Origin of the sequence: Micromonospora chokoriensis, assembly GCF_900091505.1 — a bacterium.
GTDB classification, from domain to species: Bacteria; Actinomycetota; Actinomycetes; order Mycobacteriales; family Micromonosporaceae; genus Micromonospora; species Micromonospora chokoriensis.
Genome location: NZ_LT607409.1, coordinates 5,734,838 through 5,749,834, shown reverse-complemented (window position 1 = coordinate 5,749,834; position 14,997 = coordinate 5,734,838). Strand labels below are relative to the sequence as shown.

13 protein-coding genes and 1 riboswitch are annotated in these 14,997 nt (G+C 73.2%); of the genes, 10 read left to right on the top strand and 3 right to left on the bottom strand.

The window, feature by feature from the left end:
* Positions 1-12: 12 nt before the first annotated feature.
* Complete coding sequence (locus GA0070612_RS26040) at positions 13-1,305, bottom strand: chymotrypsin family serine protease (protein WP_088990306.1); 1,293 nt, start codon at positions 1,303-1,305, stop codon at positions 13-15.
* 241 nt (positions 1,306-1,546) lie between these two features.
* On the opposite strand from GA0070612_RS26040, the gene GA0070612_RS26035 reads away from it, so the two are divergent.
* The 4 genes from GA0070612_RS26035 to GA0070612_RS26020 all read left to right on the top strand — a co-directional run bounded on the left by GA0070612_RS26035 (position 1,547) and on the right by GA0070612_RS26020 (position 7,048).
* A complete protein-coding gene (locus GA0070612_RS26035) occupies positions 1,547-4,012 on the top strand; it encodes an ATP-binding protein (RefSeq protein ID WP_088990305.1) in 2,466 nt (821 codons plus the stop codon).
* A 110-nt stretch (positions 4,013-4,122) separates the two neighbouring features.
* Positions 4,123-4,683 (top strand): peptide deformylase, encoded by a 561-nt coding sequence (gene def, locus GA0070612_RS26030; protein ID WP_088990304.1) that lies wholly within the window; start codon positions 4,123-4,125, stop codon positions 4,681-4,683.
* Positions 4,684-4,688: 5 nt separating this feature from the next.
* Positions 4,689-5,615: a methionyl-tRNA formyltransferase gene (fmt, locus tag GA0070612_RS26025; RefSeq protein WP_088991772.1), complete on the top strand. Its 927-nt coding sequence runs from the start codon at positions 4,689-4,691 to the stop codon at positions 5,613-5,615.
* A complete protein-coding gene (locus GA0070612_RS26020; protein ID WP_408630585.1) occupies positions 5,570-7,048 on the top strand; it encodes an RsmB/NOP family class I SAM-dependent RNA methyltransferase in 1,479 nt (492 codons plus the stop codon). The genes fmt and GA0070612_RS26020 overlap by 46 nt, the downstream gene beginning before the upstream one ends.
* Positions 7,049-7,091: 43 nt before the next feature.
* On the opposite strand, the gene GA0070612_RS26015 is transcribed toward GA0070612_RS26020, so the two are convergent.
* Both GA0070612_RS26015 and GA0070612_RS26010 read right to left on the bottom strand, forming a co-directional pair.
* Entirely contained in the window at positions 7,092-7,982 is an 891-nt protein-coding gene (locus tag GA0070612_RS26015) for a septum formation family protein (protein ID WP_088990302.1), read from the bottom strand.
* A gap of 84 nt (positions 7,983-8,066) precedes the next feature.
* Positions 8,067-8,957, bottom strand: coding sequence for a septum formation family protein (locus GA0070612_RS26010; RefSeq protein ID WP_088990301.1), 891 nt, complete (start codon positions 8,955-8,957; stop codon positions 8,067-8,069).
* 254 nt (positions 8,958-9,211) lie between these two features.
* On the opposite strand from GA0070612_RS26010, the gene rpe reads away from it, so the two are divergent.
* The 6 genes from rpe to GA0070612_RS25980 all read left to right on the top strand — a co-directional run bounded on the left by rpe (position 9,212) and on the right by GA0070612_RS25980 (position 14,997).
* Positions 9,212-9,892: a ribulose-phosphate 3-epimerase gene (rpe, locus tag GA0070612_RS26005; protein WP_088990300.1), complete on the top strand. Its 681-nt coding sequence runs from the start codon at positions 9,212-9,214 to the stop codon at positions 9,890-9,892.
* Positions 9,813-10,850, top strand: a complete 1,038-nt coding sequence (locus tag GA0070612_RS26000; RefSeq protein WP_197699490.1) for a response regulator — start codon at positions 9,813-9,815, stop codon at positions 10,848-10,850. Before rpe ends, GA0070612_RS26000 begins: the two co-directional genes overlap by 80 nt.
* Before the next feature lie 80 nt (positions 10,851-10,930).
* Positions 10,931-11,101: riboswitch (FMN riboswitch) on the top strand.
* 163 nt (positions 11,102-11,264) lie between these two features.
* On the top strand, positions 11,265-12,326 hold the full coding sequence (gene ribD, locus GA0070612_RS25995; protein ID WP_088990298.1) for a bifunctional diaminohydroxyphosphoribosylaminopyrimidine deaminase/5-amino-6-(5-phosphoribosylamino)uracil reductase RibD: 1,062 nt from the start codon (positions 11,265-11,267) through the stop codon (positions 12,324-12,326).
* A gap of 1 nt (position 12,327) precedes the next feature.
* Positions 12,328-12,972, top strand: a complete 645-nt coding sequence (locus GA0070612_RS25990; protein ID WP_088990297.1) for a riboflavin synthase — start codon at positions 12,328-12,330, stop codon at positions 12,970-12,972.
* The gene (gene pnuC, locus GA0070612_RS25985) at positions 12,972-13,661 is read left to right on the top strand and encodes a nicotinamide riboside transporter PnuC (protein WP_088990296.1); all 690 of its coding nucleotides are present in this window, start codon (positions 12,972-12,974) and stop codon (positions 13,659-13,661) included. Before GA0070612_RS25990 ends, pnuC begins: the two co-directional genes overlap by 1 nt.
* A 70-nt stretch (positions 13,662-13,731) precedes the next feature.
* The gene (locus GA0070612_RS25980) at positions 13,732-14,997 is read left to right on the top strand and encodes a bifunctional 3,4-dihydroxy-2-butanone-4-phosphate synthase/GTP cyclohydrolase II (RefSeq protein WP_088990295.1); all 1,266 of its coding nucleotides are present in this window, start codon (positions 13,732-13,734) and stop codon (positions 14,995-14,997) included.

The window sequence follows — 14,997 nt, the reverse complement described above, 5'->3', positions numbered from 1 at the left end:
CGCCGAGCTACCTCAGCCGAGGACGACGCCCGTGGCGCCGACGCCGGCCATGCCCGAGAAGATGTCCTCGTAGTAGAACCGCCAGGCGCAGACCCGCCCGGTGGGGCGGTAGCCGGTGCAGGCCGTCGACGTGAAGGTGTCGTCGATGGCGGTGTTGGTGCCGGTGGCCCAGACCTGGAGGGTGTTCGCCGCGTTCACGATCTCCACCGGGCCACCGCTGTCGCCCTGACCGACGGCGTTGGCGCCGGTGGTGTTCTCCGCCTGGACCTGCCCGCAGACCTGGCCGAAGTCGCGCACGTTGATGCACAGGTTGCGGGCCTTCACCTGGATCGAGCAGCGGGTGCCGGAGTACGCGCCGGAGGTGCACACCCAGTTGCCGACCTGGCTGGCCGACGCGCCGATCACCTGGTTGCTGAACTCACTGACCACGTTGCCCAGCGCGTCGGTGCTGTTGTTGAAGACCCGGCCGCCGGAGCCGCCGGACAACAGCAGGGTGTCGGTGCTGGCGTTGCGGGTGCTCACGGTGCCCATCGCCTGCCCGGTCGGGTCGGTCGCGACGTTGTTGAGGTTGCCGCAGTGCGCGGCGGAGAGGATCCGGGCGTTCCCGTTCTTGAAGACCCCGAAGCCGGTCGAGCAGCCACCGCCGGTGGTGGCGTTGCGCCAGGCGGCACCGCCCCACCACGGCGCGGTGTCGTCCCACCGGGTCGCGGGCGCGGCGGCGACCTTGGTCTGCACGGTCACCGGCACGCCGGCCATGGCCGTCGCGCCGAGCAGCCCGTCCTGGGTGCCGACGAGCAGGCCGGCGCCGTCGGCGCGCGGCCCGACAGTGGTGATCTCGTCGCCCGCCTTGGCCCGCAGGCGGTCGGCCGCGGCGAGGAGTTCCCGCTGCGAGTAGGCGGCGGGCAGCACCTTTGTGGCGACGGTGGCCCGCGCGTTGGCCACCAGGCTCGCCGGCGGCTCACCCTTCCAGTAGACCTGGAGGTGGCGGTTGGTGGGGTCGGCGACGATGCCGGCGAAGCCGGAGTTCGGGCTGCGCTCGGCCGCCTTGGTGATCCGCTCGGCGGCGCTGTTCATGCGCTGCTGCAGCCGGAGCAACTCCGACCAGGAGGCGAAGCCGCCGGGCACCGGTGTGCTGTCGATGAACGACCCGGCGGTGGCGGCCTTTCCGCCCGGTGCGGCGGCGGGTGCGGCGGCGGCGGATGTGGCGGTCATGCCCGCGGCGAGCAGCGCGAGGCTGACCGCGGTGACGGCGACGCGACGCAGCATCGCCACGGGGCGCCGGGTGGTCGGGTGTGGACGGATCATCGGGTACCTCTTCCCCCAGGGATCGTGGAGCGGGCCGTGCCCGCACCAGGGACGGTGGCAGGGACGTCGGCGTGGCGGGGCAGATCCTGGACGGGGCTGGACACGGTTGGACACCGCCGGACGGGGAAACGGTCCGCAGTGGAACTGTCATACATTGGCCACTGTCTATCGATCGGCGCGGGGGTCGACTTACCCTGCCCGTGCGCATCCGGGGGGCCGGATGACCGGGGGTGGGGGCCGCATGTCCGACCAGTGGGTACCTTCCGGCACTCGTCAGACGTCACATGGGTCGTCCGGAGCGTTCGAGCTTGCCCGTGCCGGCGCCGAGGCGCAGACCCTTGCGGAGCTGGCCGGCTTGCTGCGCCAACTGCGCCGTCGGGAAGCCCGCCAGCAGGGCGAGACACTGCTGACGTACCGGCAGTTGGCCGCGAAGACCGGCTGGTCGCGCGGCATCATCGGGGAGTACTTCTCCGGCAACATCCTGCCGCCGCCGGAACGATTCGACGCCCTCATCCGACTGCTCGGGGCGACCCCGGCCGAGCAGGGGGTGCTGGCCACCGCGCGGGACCGGGTCGAGGAGCGGCGTCGACACCTCACCCGGGACCACCCCACCACCAGACGGGTCGGCGTTCGGCCCAGGGCCGGCGGCCCGCGCACCGGCACCGCGTTCCCGCCGCTTCCGGTGCCCCGCCAGCTGCCCCCGGCGCTGCCCGGGTTCGTCGGGAGGGCAACCCACCTCGCGCGGCTCGACGCCGGGTGCGCGGTGTCCCCGGTGCCCGGGGACGACGTGGCACCGGTCACCGTCCTGACGGTGTCCGGTACGGCCGGGGTCGGCAAGACGACCCTCGCCGTCAACTGGGCGCACCGGGTCGCCGACCGCTTCCCGGACGGCCAGCTCTACGTCGACCTGCGCGGGTTCGACTCCACCGGAACGGTGGTGACGGCGGTCGAGGCGGTGCGGGGCTTCCTGGAGGCCCTGGAGGTGCCGCCCGAACGGATCCCCACCCACCTGCCCGCGCAGGTGGGCCTCTACCGCAGCCTGCTCGCCGGCCGCCGGATGCTGGTGCTGCTGGACAATGCCCGCGACGCCGAGCAGGTCCGGCCCCTGCTGGTCGGCAGTGCGAGCTGCCTGGTCCTGGTCACCAGTCGCAACCGGCTCGCCGGCCTGGTCGCCACCGAGGGCGCCCGGCCGGTCGGCGTCGACCTGCTCAGCACCGCGGAGGCCTGGCAGCTGTTGGCCCGGCGGCTCGGCGCGAACCGGCTGGCGGCCGAGCCGGAGGCGGTGGACGAGATCATCGAACGGTGTGCGCGGCTACCGCTGGCGCTCGCCGTCCTCGCCGCGAGAGCCGCCGAGAACCCGGCGTTCCCGCTGGCCACCCTCGCGGCCGAACTGCGCGCGTCGCCGCGACTGCTCGACTCGTTCGACGGGGGCGACACCAGCACCGACGTGCAGGCCGTCTTCTCCTGGTCGTACCGGGGCCTGACCCCGTCGGCGGCACGCCTGTTCCGGCTCCTCGGCTGCCACCCCGGCCCGGACATCGGGGTCGCCGCCGCGGCCAGCCTGGCCGGGCTGCCCCGGGCCGACGTGCCCCGGCTGCTGGCGGAGCTGGCCCACGCGCACCTCATCACCGAACACGCCCCCGGCCGGTACGGCGCACACGACCTCCTCCGGGCGTACGCGGCCGAGCAGGTCGAACGCCTCGAACCGGCGGAGTCCCGGCGGGCCGCGATCCGGCGAGGGCTCGACCATTACCTGCACACGGCACACGCCGCCGCGTTGCTGCTGCAACCGGGCCGGGATCCGGTCACCCTCGCGACCGCCGCACCGGGTGTGCTGCCGGAGGAGATCACCGACCTCGGTCAGGCGCTCGCCTGGTTCGGCGTCGAGTATCCGGTGCTGCTGGCGGCGGTGGCCCACGCCACGAGGGCCGGGTTCGACGGTCACGCGTGGCAGCTGGCCTGGACACTCGTGGACTTCCTGCAACGCCGGGGGCGGTGGCCGGACCTGGCGGTGGCCCAGCACAACGCCCTGACCGGGGCGCAGCGGGCCGGCGACCGACCCGGGCAGGCCAACGCCCACCGCGACCTCGCCCGGGTGCAGTACCGGCTGGGCCGGGTGGACGAGGCGGCGAGGAACTACCGCCAGGCCCTGGCGTTCTTCGCGGAGCTGGGTGACCACACCGGGCAGGCGCGTACCCACCGGGCGTTCGGCGCGATGCTCGACGGGCTCGGCCGGCACGCCGAGTCGCTGGAGCAGAGCGAGCGCGCCCTGGCGCTGTACCGGGCCGCCGGGCACGTCGCCGGGGAGGCCAGCGCCCGCAACGCGGTGGGCTGGGCGCACGCCCAGCTCGGCCAGTACGAGCCGGCGCTCGGGCACTGCCGGGAGGCGTTGCGGCTGCTCCGGACGACGGGGGACCGGCACGGTGAGGCGAACACCTGGGACAGTCTGGGCTTCATCCACGCCCGGCTGGACGAGCACCGTGCGGCGATCCGCTGTTTCCAGCGGGCGATCGGGCTGTACCGGCGGGTCAGTGACCGCTTCGACGAGGCGGACACCCTGTCCCGGCTCGGCGAGAGCCGGCAGGCGGTGGGGGACGCGGCCGGCGCCGCGCGGAGCTGGCGACGAGCCGTGGGCATCCTCGACGACCTCGGCCACCCGGCCGCCGAACGGGTGCGTGACCTGCTGGCCCGGGCCGACCGCCGGTGACGCTGGGCACACCGGCGGCGGGTGATCGAGGTGCGCCGCCCTGCCGCTGGCCGGGCACTCCGTAGACTGGTACGGCACCGCTCGTCCGACCCGTGAAGGAGCCACCCCGCGTGACCGTCCAGCCCATCCGTCTGTTTGGGGATCCGGTGCTGCGCACGCCGGCCGATCCGGTGGTCGATTTCGACGTCGAGTTGCGGCGGCTCATCGCCGACCTGACCGACACGATGCGTGAGCAGAACGGCGCCGGTCTGGCCGCACCGCAGCTCGGTGTGGGCCTGCGGGTGTTCGCCTTCGACGTCGACGACGTGCTCGGGCACCTCGTCAACCCCGTGCTCGAGTTCCCCGACGAGGAGGAGCAGGACGGCCCGGAGGGCTGCCTGTCCATCCCCGGGCTCTACTTCGACACCAAGCGCCGCCAGAACGTCATCGCCAAGGGCTTCAACGGCTACGGCGACCCGTTGCAGATCGTCGGCACCGGCCTGATGGCCCGCTGCGTGCAGCACGAGACCGACCACCTCGACGGCGTGCTCTTCCTGGACCGGCTGGACGCCGCCGGTCGCAAGGAGGCGATGAAGGCGATCCGCCAGGCCGAGTGGTACGACGCGTCCGCCCCGCCCACGGTCAAGGTCAACCCGCACGGCGCGGGTGGTCCCTTCGGCCTGGGGCGGTGACCCGGATGCGCGTGATCTTCGCCGGTACGCCGGCCGTCGCCGTGCCCGCCCTGGCTGCCGTCGCCGCCTCCCGGCACGAGCTGGTCGCCGTGGTCACCCGGCCCGACGCGCCCGCCGGGCGGGGGCGCGGTCTGTCCCGGTCCCCGGTCGGCGAGTGGGCCGACGAGCACGGCGTGGAGGTGCTCACGCCGGCCCGGCCCCGCGAGCCCGAGTTCCTCGACCGGCTCCGCGCCCTCGCACCGGACTGCGTGCCGGTGGTCGCCTACGGCGCGCTGGTGCCGCCGGCCGCCCTGGAGATCCCCCGGCACGGCTGGATCAACCTGCACTTCTCGCTGCTGCCCGCCTGGCGTGGCGCCGCGCCCGTGCAGCACGCCGTCCTGCACGGCGACGAGCTGACCGGTGCCAGCGTCTTCCAGCTGGAGGAGGGCCTGGACACCGGCCCGGTCTACGGCACTCTCACCGACGAGATCCGCGCCGCCGACACCTCCGGCGATCTGCTGGGGCGGCTCGCCGACTCCGGCGCCGGGCTGCTGGTGGCGGTGCTCGACGCGATCGCCGACGGCACCGCGCGGGCCGAGCCGCAGCCCGCCGACGGGGTGTCGCTGGCACCGAAACTGACAGTGGACGACGCCCGGGTGCGCTGGGGCGACCCCGCTTTCGCCGTGGACCGTCGCCTGCGCGCGTGCACCCCGGCCCCGGGGGGCTGGACCACGTTCCGCGGCGAGCGGGTGAAGCTCGGCCCGGTCGTGCCGGAGCCCGACGGCCCGGAGTTGAAGCCGGGGGAGTTGCTGGTGGAGAAGTCCCGGGTGCTCGCCGGCACGGCGACCGTGCCGGTGCGCCTCGGTGAGGTCCGTGCCGCCGGTAAGCGGGCGATGGGCGCCACCGACTGGGCGCGCGGCGTGCGCGTCGGCACCGGCGAGGAGTTCGCGTGACGGCCCCGGAGGGGACGCGTCCCACGCGCTCGGGTCCGCCCTCGGGGCGTGGCGGGGACCGTCGGCCGGCCCGGCCGCCACTGGACCGACCGCGTCGGGCCGCGTACGAGGCGGTGGCGGCGGTGCACCGCGACGACGCGTTCGCCAACCTGGTGCTGCCCACCATCCTGCGGGAGGAGGGGCTGTTCGGCCGGGACGCGGCCTTCGCCACCGAGCTGACCTACGGCACCCTGCGCCATCTGGGCACGTTGGACGCGATCCTGACCGACGCGTCCGGTCGGGACGTGGCCCGCATCGACCCTCCGGCACGTGACGCGTTGCGGCTCGGGGCGTACCAGTTGCTGTACACCCGGGTGCCGCCGCACGCCGCTGTCTCGTCGACAGTGGACCTGGTTCGCTCGGTCGCGCCGGGTGCCGCGGGTTTCGCCAACGCGGTGCTGCGCGAGGTGTCCACCCGTGACGTGGACGCCTGGGTGGCGAAGCTCGCCCCACCGATGGAGACCGATCCGGTCGGGCACCTGGCCCTGGCGTACAGCCATCCGCAGTGGATCGTGCGGGCCTTCTCCGAGGCGCTCGGCGGCGACCTCGGCGAGACGACCCGCCTCCTGATCGAGGACAACGAGCGTCCGGCGGTGCACCTCTGTGCCCGGCCAGGGCTGATCGACCCGGTCGACCTGGCCGACCAGGTGGGCGGTGCACCCGGTGCCTTCTCGCCGTACGCCGTCTATCTGCCCGGCGGGGCGCCCGGCGACGTGCCGGCGGTGGCCGACGGCCTTGCCCACGTCCAGGACGAGGGCTCCCAGTTGGTGGCGGCGGCGCTCGCCGACGCGCCGCTCGACGGTCCGGACGGGCGCTGGCTGGACCTGTGCGCCGGTCCGGGTGGCAAGGCCGGTCTGCTGGGTGCCCTGGCCGCCCAGCGTGGTGCCCGGGTGACAGCTGTGGAGGTGGCCGACCACCGGGCCCGGTTGGTGTCCCAGGCGACCCGGGGCCTGCCGGTGGCCGTGCTGGCCATGGACGGCCGGGAGGTCGGTGGCGACCCGAAGCTGCCCGAGCAGCACTTCGACCGGGTGCTGGTGGACGCACCGTGCACGGGGCTGGGCTCGCTGCGTCGTCGGCCGGAGTCGCGCTGGCGTCGCCAGCCGTCGGACCTGCCGCCGCTGACCCGGCTGCAACGGGAGTTGCTCGGTGCGGCGCTGCGGGCGGTCCGGCCCGGTGGCCTGGTCGCCTATGTCACCTGCTCGCCGCACACCGTCGAGACGCACGTGACGGTGACCGAGGCGGCCCGCCGCAGCGGTGTCGCGGTGGACTTCGTGGACGCCCGTCCGTTGCTGCCGGCCGGGATGCCCGGTCTGGGCGACGGGCCGACCGTGCAGCTGTGGCCACACCGCCACGGCACCGACGCGATGTTCCTCGCGGTCCTGCGCCGAAACTGACGCGGTTCGCGTCCGGCCGGTTCCCCCGGCCGGACGCGGCGGCTCAGGTGACCGGGAGGCCCTTGGGGCCGGCGTTCTTCATCGAGCGGGTCAGGTCCCGGTCGGAGATCCAGAGGAAGCACTGCACGCCGCGGTTGCCGTTCTTCCACTCTTCCTCGTACGGCTGGTAGTAGATCGTTCCGGCGCGGAAGTCGAGTTGGGAGTTGTCCGGCACCTTCGCGTACTTGGCGATCATCGACTGGCAGGCCTTGTGGGTGCGCTTGGTGGTGCGGGAGAACTCGGCGTAGCTGACGTCCGGGGCCTGCCACACCCCGACGAACTCGGCGTGGTGCTTCGCGGTGCAGGACACCGGCACCATCTCGTCGATGTCGTCCTTGACCATCTTCGGGTTGAAGCAGCGGTACGCCAGAGGGGCGGCACCGGACAACGAGCCCCGGAGGCTGCCGGTGCGCAGGTCGACGGTGGTGTCGTCGATGCTGACGATCTCGGTGACGTCGCAGCGGTACCAGCGGGCCCCGCCGGCCCAGGCCTGCGGTGACGGCAGCACGACGGTCAGGCCGAGTCGCCCGGAGCGCCAGTCGGCGCCGACCGCCTTGTTGACCTGTTTGTCGCACGCGGCCTGCGCGGCCCGCATGCCCGCCGAACCGGGCAGCGGCGTCGTGCCGGGCTCGGCGGCCGGACCGGTGAGGGTGCCGACGTGCATGGTCTCGACCCGGTGCGCCTCGGTGCACGGCGTCGGGTTGTAGCCGGTCAGGAAGCCGACCTGCTGGGTGGTCTGGTGGCAGACGTCGGCGGCGGGGACGAACTGCTGCGCCGCGACGGGCGCCGGCCAGTCGTCGACGAGGTCCCGGTCGAGGCCGGCGGGCGCGCTGCATCCGGCCAGTGCCAGCGTCAGGGCCGCACCTCCGGCGAACGCCGTCAACCACCGTCGCATCCCTGACCTCCCCGCCGCTGGTGGCCGCCGACCGGACCCGGCCGGGCGGTGGCGCCACGGCGCAGCAGCATACGGCACCACCGCTCAGATCGCCGGAAGTCCCTCGGGGCCGGCGCCGCGCATCGAACGGGTGAGTTTGCGGTCGTCGCTCCACAGGAAACAGCGCACTCCGCGGTCGCCCTCCTCCCACTCGCGTTGCGACGGTGGGTAGTAGATCGACCCCGCTCGGTACGGCAGTTCGCTGTTGTTCGGCACCGCCGCGAACGTGGCGATCAGCTCCATGCAACGCCGGTGCGCCTGGGCGGCGGCCTTGCTGAAGTCGGCCCAACTCATGTCGCGTTCCTCGTAGACGCCCACGAACTCGGCGCGGTGCGGTTCGGTGCAGAGCACGGGCGCCATGTAGTTGAGGTTGTCGCCGATCAGCTTCGGGTCGAAGCAGCGGTGCGTGAGCGGGCTGTCGCCGATCAACGCGCCGCGCAGGCTGCCGGTGCGGTTGACCGGTCGGGTGTTGTCGATGCTGCCGGTCTCGCTCAGGTCGCAGCGGAACCAGCGTGCCCCGCCGGACCAGGCGGGGGCGGACGGCAACGCGAGGTTCAACGCGAGCCGGGCGGTGTGCCAGTCGCCGCCGAGCACCTCCCGGGCCCGCTGGTCGCACTCCGCGCGGGCGGTGCGCAGCGCCGGCGAGCCGGGCTCGGGCCGGGCCTCGGTCAGTGCGTCCGGTCCGGTGAAGGTGCCGACGTGGATGGTCTCGGCCAGGTGGTTGCGCGCGCAGTCCACCGTCTCGTACGTGCTGGCCTGCACGACCGGGATGATCCGGGGGAGACAGGTGTCGGTGGCCGGGCTGAACGGCTTCGGTACCCGCAGCGCCGGCCAGTCGTCGGTGAGGTCACCGTCCGCGCCTCGGGCCGGCGCGCAACCGGCCAGCAGTATCGTCGTGACGCCGGCCAGCACCAGCGCTGGGAGCCACCGTCGCATCGTCCGCCCTTCCCGGGAGCTGGCGGCCGGTCGCCGCGCCCATGGCGAGACCCCGGCGGGCGTGCAGCCTATGGCACAGTCCCGGTTGGAGTGTCGTCGCCTTTCCGCCGATCGGCCAGCCATTGACGTCTGTTCGTCCGGATTGGGGGATCCGGATCGGCCAATTCTGCACCAGTGGTCACTGCTGGGTCACAGCGCGTCCCCGAAGGTGGCGCGATGCGGGTAGCGGGTCGCCACGTTCGTACACTGGCCACGTGACCGTACCGCCGCCGATCGTCGCGCCGAGCATCCTGGCCGCCGATTTCTCCCGCCTCGCCGAAGAGGTCCGTGCCGTCGAGGACGCCGCGGACTGGTTGCACGTCGACGTGATGGACAACCACTTCGTGCCGAACCTGACCATCGGCCTGCCCGTGGTGCAGAGCCTGCGGGCCGTCACCGCGATGCCGTTCGACGTGCACCTGATGATCGAGGATCCGCGTCGGTGGGCTCCCGGTTACGCCGACGCCGGAGCGTACAACGTCACCTTCCACGCCGAGGCCTCCGACGATCCGGTGGCGCTGGCCAAGGACCTGCGGTCGGCCGGCGCGAAGGCGGGACTGGCCATCGACCGGGACACCCCGATCGAGCCGTACCTGGACCTGCTGCCCAGCTTCGACACGCTGCTGATCATGACGATCAAGGCCGGCTTCGGTGGGCAGCGGTTCATCCCGCACCTGCTCGACAAGGTGCGTGCCGCCCGCCGGCACGTCTCGACCGGGCACCTGGAACTGCGCATCGAGGTGGACGGCGGGATCGCCGCCGACACCATCGAGCAGGCCGCCGCGGCGGGCGCCGACGCGTTCGTCGCCGGCACCGCTGTCTACGGCGCCGCCGACCCGGCGGAGGCGGTACGGCGGCTGCGTACGCTGGCGGAACGCGCGGCTCCCGGCGCCTGACGTGGAACCCGACGGCGACCGCAAGGACATCATCCTCGTCGTCGACGACGACGAGGACATCGCTCGTTTCGTCGAGTTCAACCTGCGCCTGCACGGCTTCGACGTGATCCACGCCAGCGACGGCCAGGAGGCCCTCGAGGTCATCGAACGTGAGCGTCCCGACCTGGCGGTGGTCGACCTCATGATGCCCCGGATCGACGGCCTGGAGCTGACCCGTCGGCTGCGCGCCGACCCGATGACCTCCGCCCTGCCGGTGATCATGTTGACGGCCAAGGGGATGACCGTCGACAAGGTGCTGGGGCTCAGCGCCGGCGCCGACGACTACCTGGTCAAGCCGTTCGACACCGCCGAACTGGTGGCCCGGGTCTCGTCCACGCTGCGCCGCAACAAGGAGTTCCGGGAGGTCTCCCCGCTGACCGGGCTGCCCGGCAACAGCCGGATCCGTCGGGAGATCAGCGACCGGGTGCGGCAGGGCGTGGACTACGCCGTCGGCTACGTCGACATCGACCGGTTCAAGAGCGTCAACGACCGGTACGGCTTCGTCCGGGGCGACGACTTCATCTCCGCGTTGGCCCGCAGCCTGCACCGGGCGGTGGTGGGTGTCGGCCTGCCGCCGGCCTTTCTCGGCCACGTCGGCGGTGACGACTTCGTCATCGTCTGCGCCCCGGACCAGGTCCGCCCGCTGACCTCCCAGGCGGTGGTGGACTTCGAGACCGCCGCCGACACGCTCTACGACCCGACCGACCGGGAGCGCGGCTTCGTCGAGCTGAAGGACCGGCGGGGCAACATCCGTCGCGCCGCCCTGGTCACGCTCTCCATCGGGGTGTCCCTCTCCGACGCCGGCAGGCGGTTCACCGACCCCCTGGAGGTGATCGCGGTGGCGTCGGAGATGAAGACGGTCGCCAAGAGCCAACCCGGGTCGTACGTGGCGGTGGACCGGCGTCGCGGCGTCACCTGACGCGTGATCCCGCTGTGAAGTAGCTCGCCTAGGTGGCGGCGGAGCGGCGTCAGCGTGTAAGACTGCCGGTATAACCCACCACGCGCTGGCGGGACTCGGTGAAATTCCGAACCGGCGGTGATCCACGGTCCAACCGTGGTCAGCCCGCGACCCGGACGGCTCTGCCGCCCGGTGGACCTGGTGAAAATCCGGGGCCGACGGTTGGGGGCGGTTCGTCCGCGCCCAGACAGTCCGGATGGGAGACAGCGCGCGGGACGGACGGTCCGTGCCGGCCGCTGGCTTCAGCGTGCCGTGCCGACCTCCCGGGGCGGCTGTGCCGTTCCCGGATTCCGCCTCCGCCTGCCCGCGGCCCCATGGCCGCCGCCTCCCTGACCGCCAGCGCGCGGACGGCGAGTGAGAGGGCAGGGCAGGGCGATGGCCAGCGTCTCCGTTGACGAGGCGATGCGGCGTGCGATCGAGTTGGCGGCGCGCGGGCTCGGTACGACCAGCCCCAATCCGGTGGTCGGGTGCGTGCTGCTCGACGAGGACGGCCAGGTCGTGGGGGAGGGCTTCCACGCGTACGCCGGCGGGCCGCACGCCGAGATCGTCGCCCTGGCGCAGGCCGGGCAGCGGGCCAAGGGCGGCACCGCGGTCGTCACCCTGGAGCCCTGTGACCACACCGGCCGCACCGGCCCCTGTAGTTCCGCGCTGGTCCAGGCCGGGGTCGCCCGGGTGGTCATCGCCGTACCCGATCCCAACCCGGTCGCGTCCGGTGGCGCCGCCACCCTGCGCGCCGCCGGGGTCCGCGTCGACCTCGGGGTACGCGGCGACGAGGCCGAGGCCGGCAACGTCGCATGGCTGACCTCGATGCGCCGCGGCTGGCCGTACGTGATCTGGAAGTACGCCGCCACGCTCGACGGGCGCGCCGCCGCTCTGGACGGCACCAGCATGTGGATCACCTCGGAGGCCGCCCGGATCGACGTGCACGCGCTGCGGGGCACTGTCGACGCGGTGCTCGCCGGGGTGGGCACCGTGCTCGCCGACGACCCCCGGCTGACCGCTCGCAACCTGCGCGACGGCAGCCTGGCCATCCGGCAGCCGCTGCGGGTGGTGGTGGACAGCTCGGGGCGTACCCCGGCTGACGCCCGGGTCCGCGACGGCGCCGCGCGGACGTGGATCGCGACCGCCGAGGAGGTCGGCGCCGGCCCGGACGGCCGGGTCGACCTGTCGGCGCTGCTCGCGGCGCTGCACGAGCGGGGGGTCCGCTCGCTGCTGCTGGAGGGCGGCCCCCAGTTGGCCGGCGCGTTCCTGCGGGCCGGCCTGGTCGACAAGGTCATCGGGTACGTCGCGCCGCGACTGCTCGGCGCCGGACCGACCGCTCTGGTCGACGCGGGAGTGAGCACCATCGCTGAGGCGATCGATCTGGAGTTCGTCGACGTTACGCAGATCGGTCCGGATCTCCGGATCACCGCTTTGCCCCGCAAAAGGGAGGGCTGACATGTTCACCGGCATTATCGAGGAGTTGGGGGAGATCGTCCGGGTCACGGCGACGGCGGGCGATTCCGCGCTGATCGGCGTCCGTGGTCCGTTGGTCACCTCGGACGCCCGGCACGGCGACTCCATCGCGGTCAACGGCGTCTGCCTGACCGTGGTGGACGTGGCCGACGGGGTCTTCACCGCCGACGTGATGGGCGAGACGCTCCGCCGCTCCGCGCTGGGCGCGCTGAGCGTCGGCGACCCGGTCAACCTGGAGCGGGCCGCCGCGCTCGGCAGTCGGCTCGGCGGGCACCTGGTGCAGGGCCACGTGGACGGGGTCGGCGAGCTGGTCTCCCGGGAGCCGGCCGAGCAGTGGGAGACGGTCCGCTTCCGGCTGCCCGCCGGCCTGTCCCGGTACGTGGTGGAGAAGGGCTCGATCACCATCGACGGTGTCTCGCTGACCGTGGCCGGGGTGGGCGCGGACGAGTTCGCCGTCGGGTTGATCCCGACCACGCTGAAGCTGACCACGCTCGGCGCGAAGGGCGTCGGCGACCCGGTCAACCTGGAGGTCGACGTGCTGGCCAAGTACGTCGAGCGGCTGCTCGGCGACCGGCTGGCCGGCACCGACGGTTCCGGGGTGGCCCCGATCACGGGCGGGGTGGCCTGATGGGTCCGCTCGGTTGGCTGCTGGACGCCCAGGTGCAGGTGGCCGGTTCGCCGGTGCTGGTCCGGGAGATCGTCGGCAACGCCTTCGGCCTGATCTCCGCGCTGCTCGGGCTACGCCGGGTGGTCTGGGCCTGGCCGGTCGGCATGATCGGTAACGCGCTGCTCCTGACCGTCTTCCTCGGTGGGGTGTTCGCCACCCCGCAGGCGCACGACCTGTACGGGCAGGCCGGACGACAGGTGTTCTTCTTCGCGGTGAGCGTCTACGGCTGGTGGCGCTGGCAGCGCAACCGCCGCGCCGAGGACGGGCACGCGGCGGTCGTCCCACGGTGGGCCACCGGGCGGGAGCGGCTGATCCTGCTGCTGGCCGCCGTGGTCGGCACCGCCGCCGCGTACCCGGTGCTCAAGGCACTGGGCTCGTGGGGTCCGCTGCCCGACGCCTGGATCCTCACCGGCAGCCTGCTGGCCACGTACGGCATGGCCCGCGGCTGGGTGGAGTTCTGGCTGCTGTGGATCGCGGTCGACGCGGTCGGCGTGCCGCTGCTGCTGCGTGGTGGGTTCTACCCGTCGGCGGTCATGTACCTGATCTACGGCGCGCTGTGCGTCTGGGGCTTCGCCGCCTGGTGGCGCACCTCGCGCGCGACCCGGCCGGCCACCGTCCGCAAACCCGTCTACACGGAGGCCGTGGCATGAGCGAGCGCAGCGAGCGAATCATCGGCGCCGTGGAAGGTCATGACGCCATGGAGCGAAGCGGAGTGGTGGCATGAGCAGCTTCGGGGACATCGAGCAGGCGATCGCCGAGATCGCGGCCGGCCGGCCGGTCGTCGTGGTCGACGACGAGGACCGGGAGAACGAAGGCGACCTGATCTTCGCGGCCGAGCTGGCCACGCCGGAGCTGATGGCGTTCATGGTGCGCTACACCTCCGGGTACGTCTGCGTGCCGTTGACCGAGAGCGAGGCCGACCGCCTCGACCTGCCGCCGATGCACCACACCAACCAGGACCGGCGCGGCACCGCGTACACGGTGACGGTGGACGCCCGGGAGGGGATCAGCACCGGCATCTCGGCGGCCGACCGCGCGCACACCATCCGGCTGCTCGCCGCCGCGTCCACCGACCCGACCGACCTGGCCCGCCCCGGGCACGTCGTGCCGCTGCGCGCCCGCGAGGGCGGAGTGCTGCGCCGGCCCGGGCACACCGAGGCCGCCATCGACCTGACCCGGCTGGCCGGGTTGCGGCCGGCGGGTGTGCTCTGCGAGCTGGTCAACGACGACGGCACCATGATGCGGCTGCCCGACCTGGAGAAGTTCGCCGCCGAGCACGGTCTCGTCCTGGTCACCATCGCCGACCTGATCGCCTACCGGCGGCGTACCGAGAAGCAGGTCGAGCTGGTCGCCGACGCCCGGATGCCCACCCGGCACGGGGTGTTCCGCGCGCTCGGCTACCGCGCCGAGCACGACCCCGCCGAGCACGTGGCGATGGTGCTGGGGGATATCGGTGACGGCCAGGACGTGCTGGTCCGGGTGCACTCCGAGTGCCTGACCGGGGACGTGTTCGGTTCGCTGCGGTGCGACTGCGGCCCGCAGTTGGACGCCGCGCTGGCCCGGGTCGCGCGGGAGGGTCGGGGCGTCGTGCTCTACGTCCGCGGCCACGAGGGCCGTGGCATCGGGCTGCTGCACAAGTTGCAGGCGTACCAGTTGCAGGACCTGGGCCGCGACACCGTCGACGCCAACCTCGACCTGGGGTTGCCGGCCGACGCCCGGGACTACGGCACCGGCGCGCAGATCCTCTACGACCTGGGTGTGCGCTCGATGCGACTGCTGACCAACAACCCGGCCAAGCGGGCCGGGCTGGAGGGGTACGGGTTGACCATCACCGGCCGCGAAGGGTTGCCGGCCGGGGCGCACCCGGAGAACATGCGCTACCTGCGCACCAAGCGGGACCGGATGGGTCACCTGCTGGACGAGCTGGACGAGGTGTCCGAGGCGCCGCTGGGGCGTCCGGTCGCCAACGACGAGATCGGAGCATGA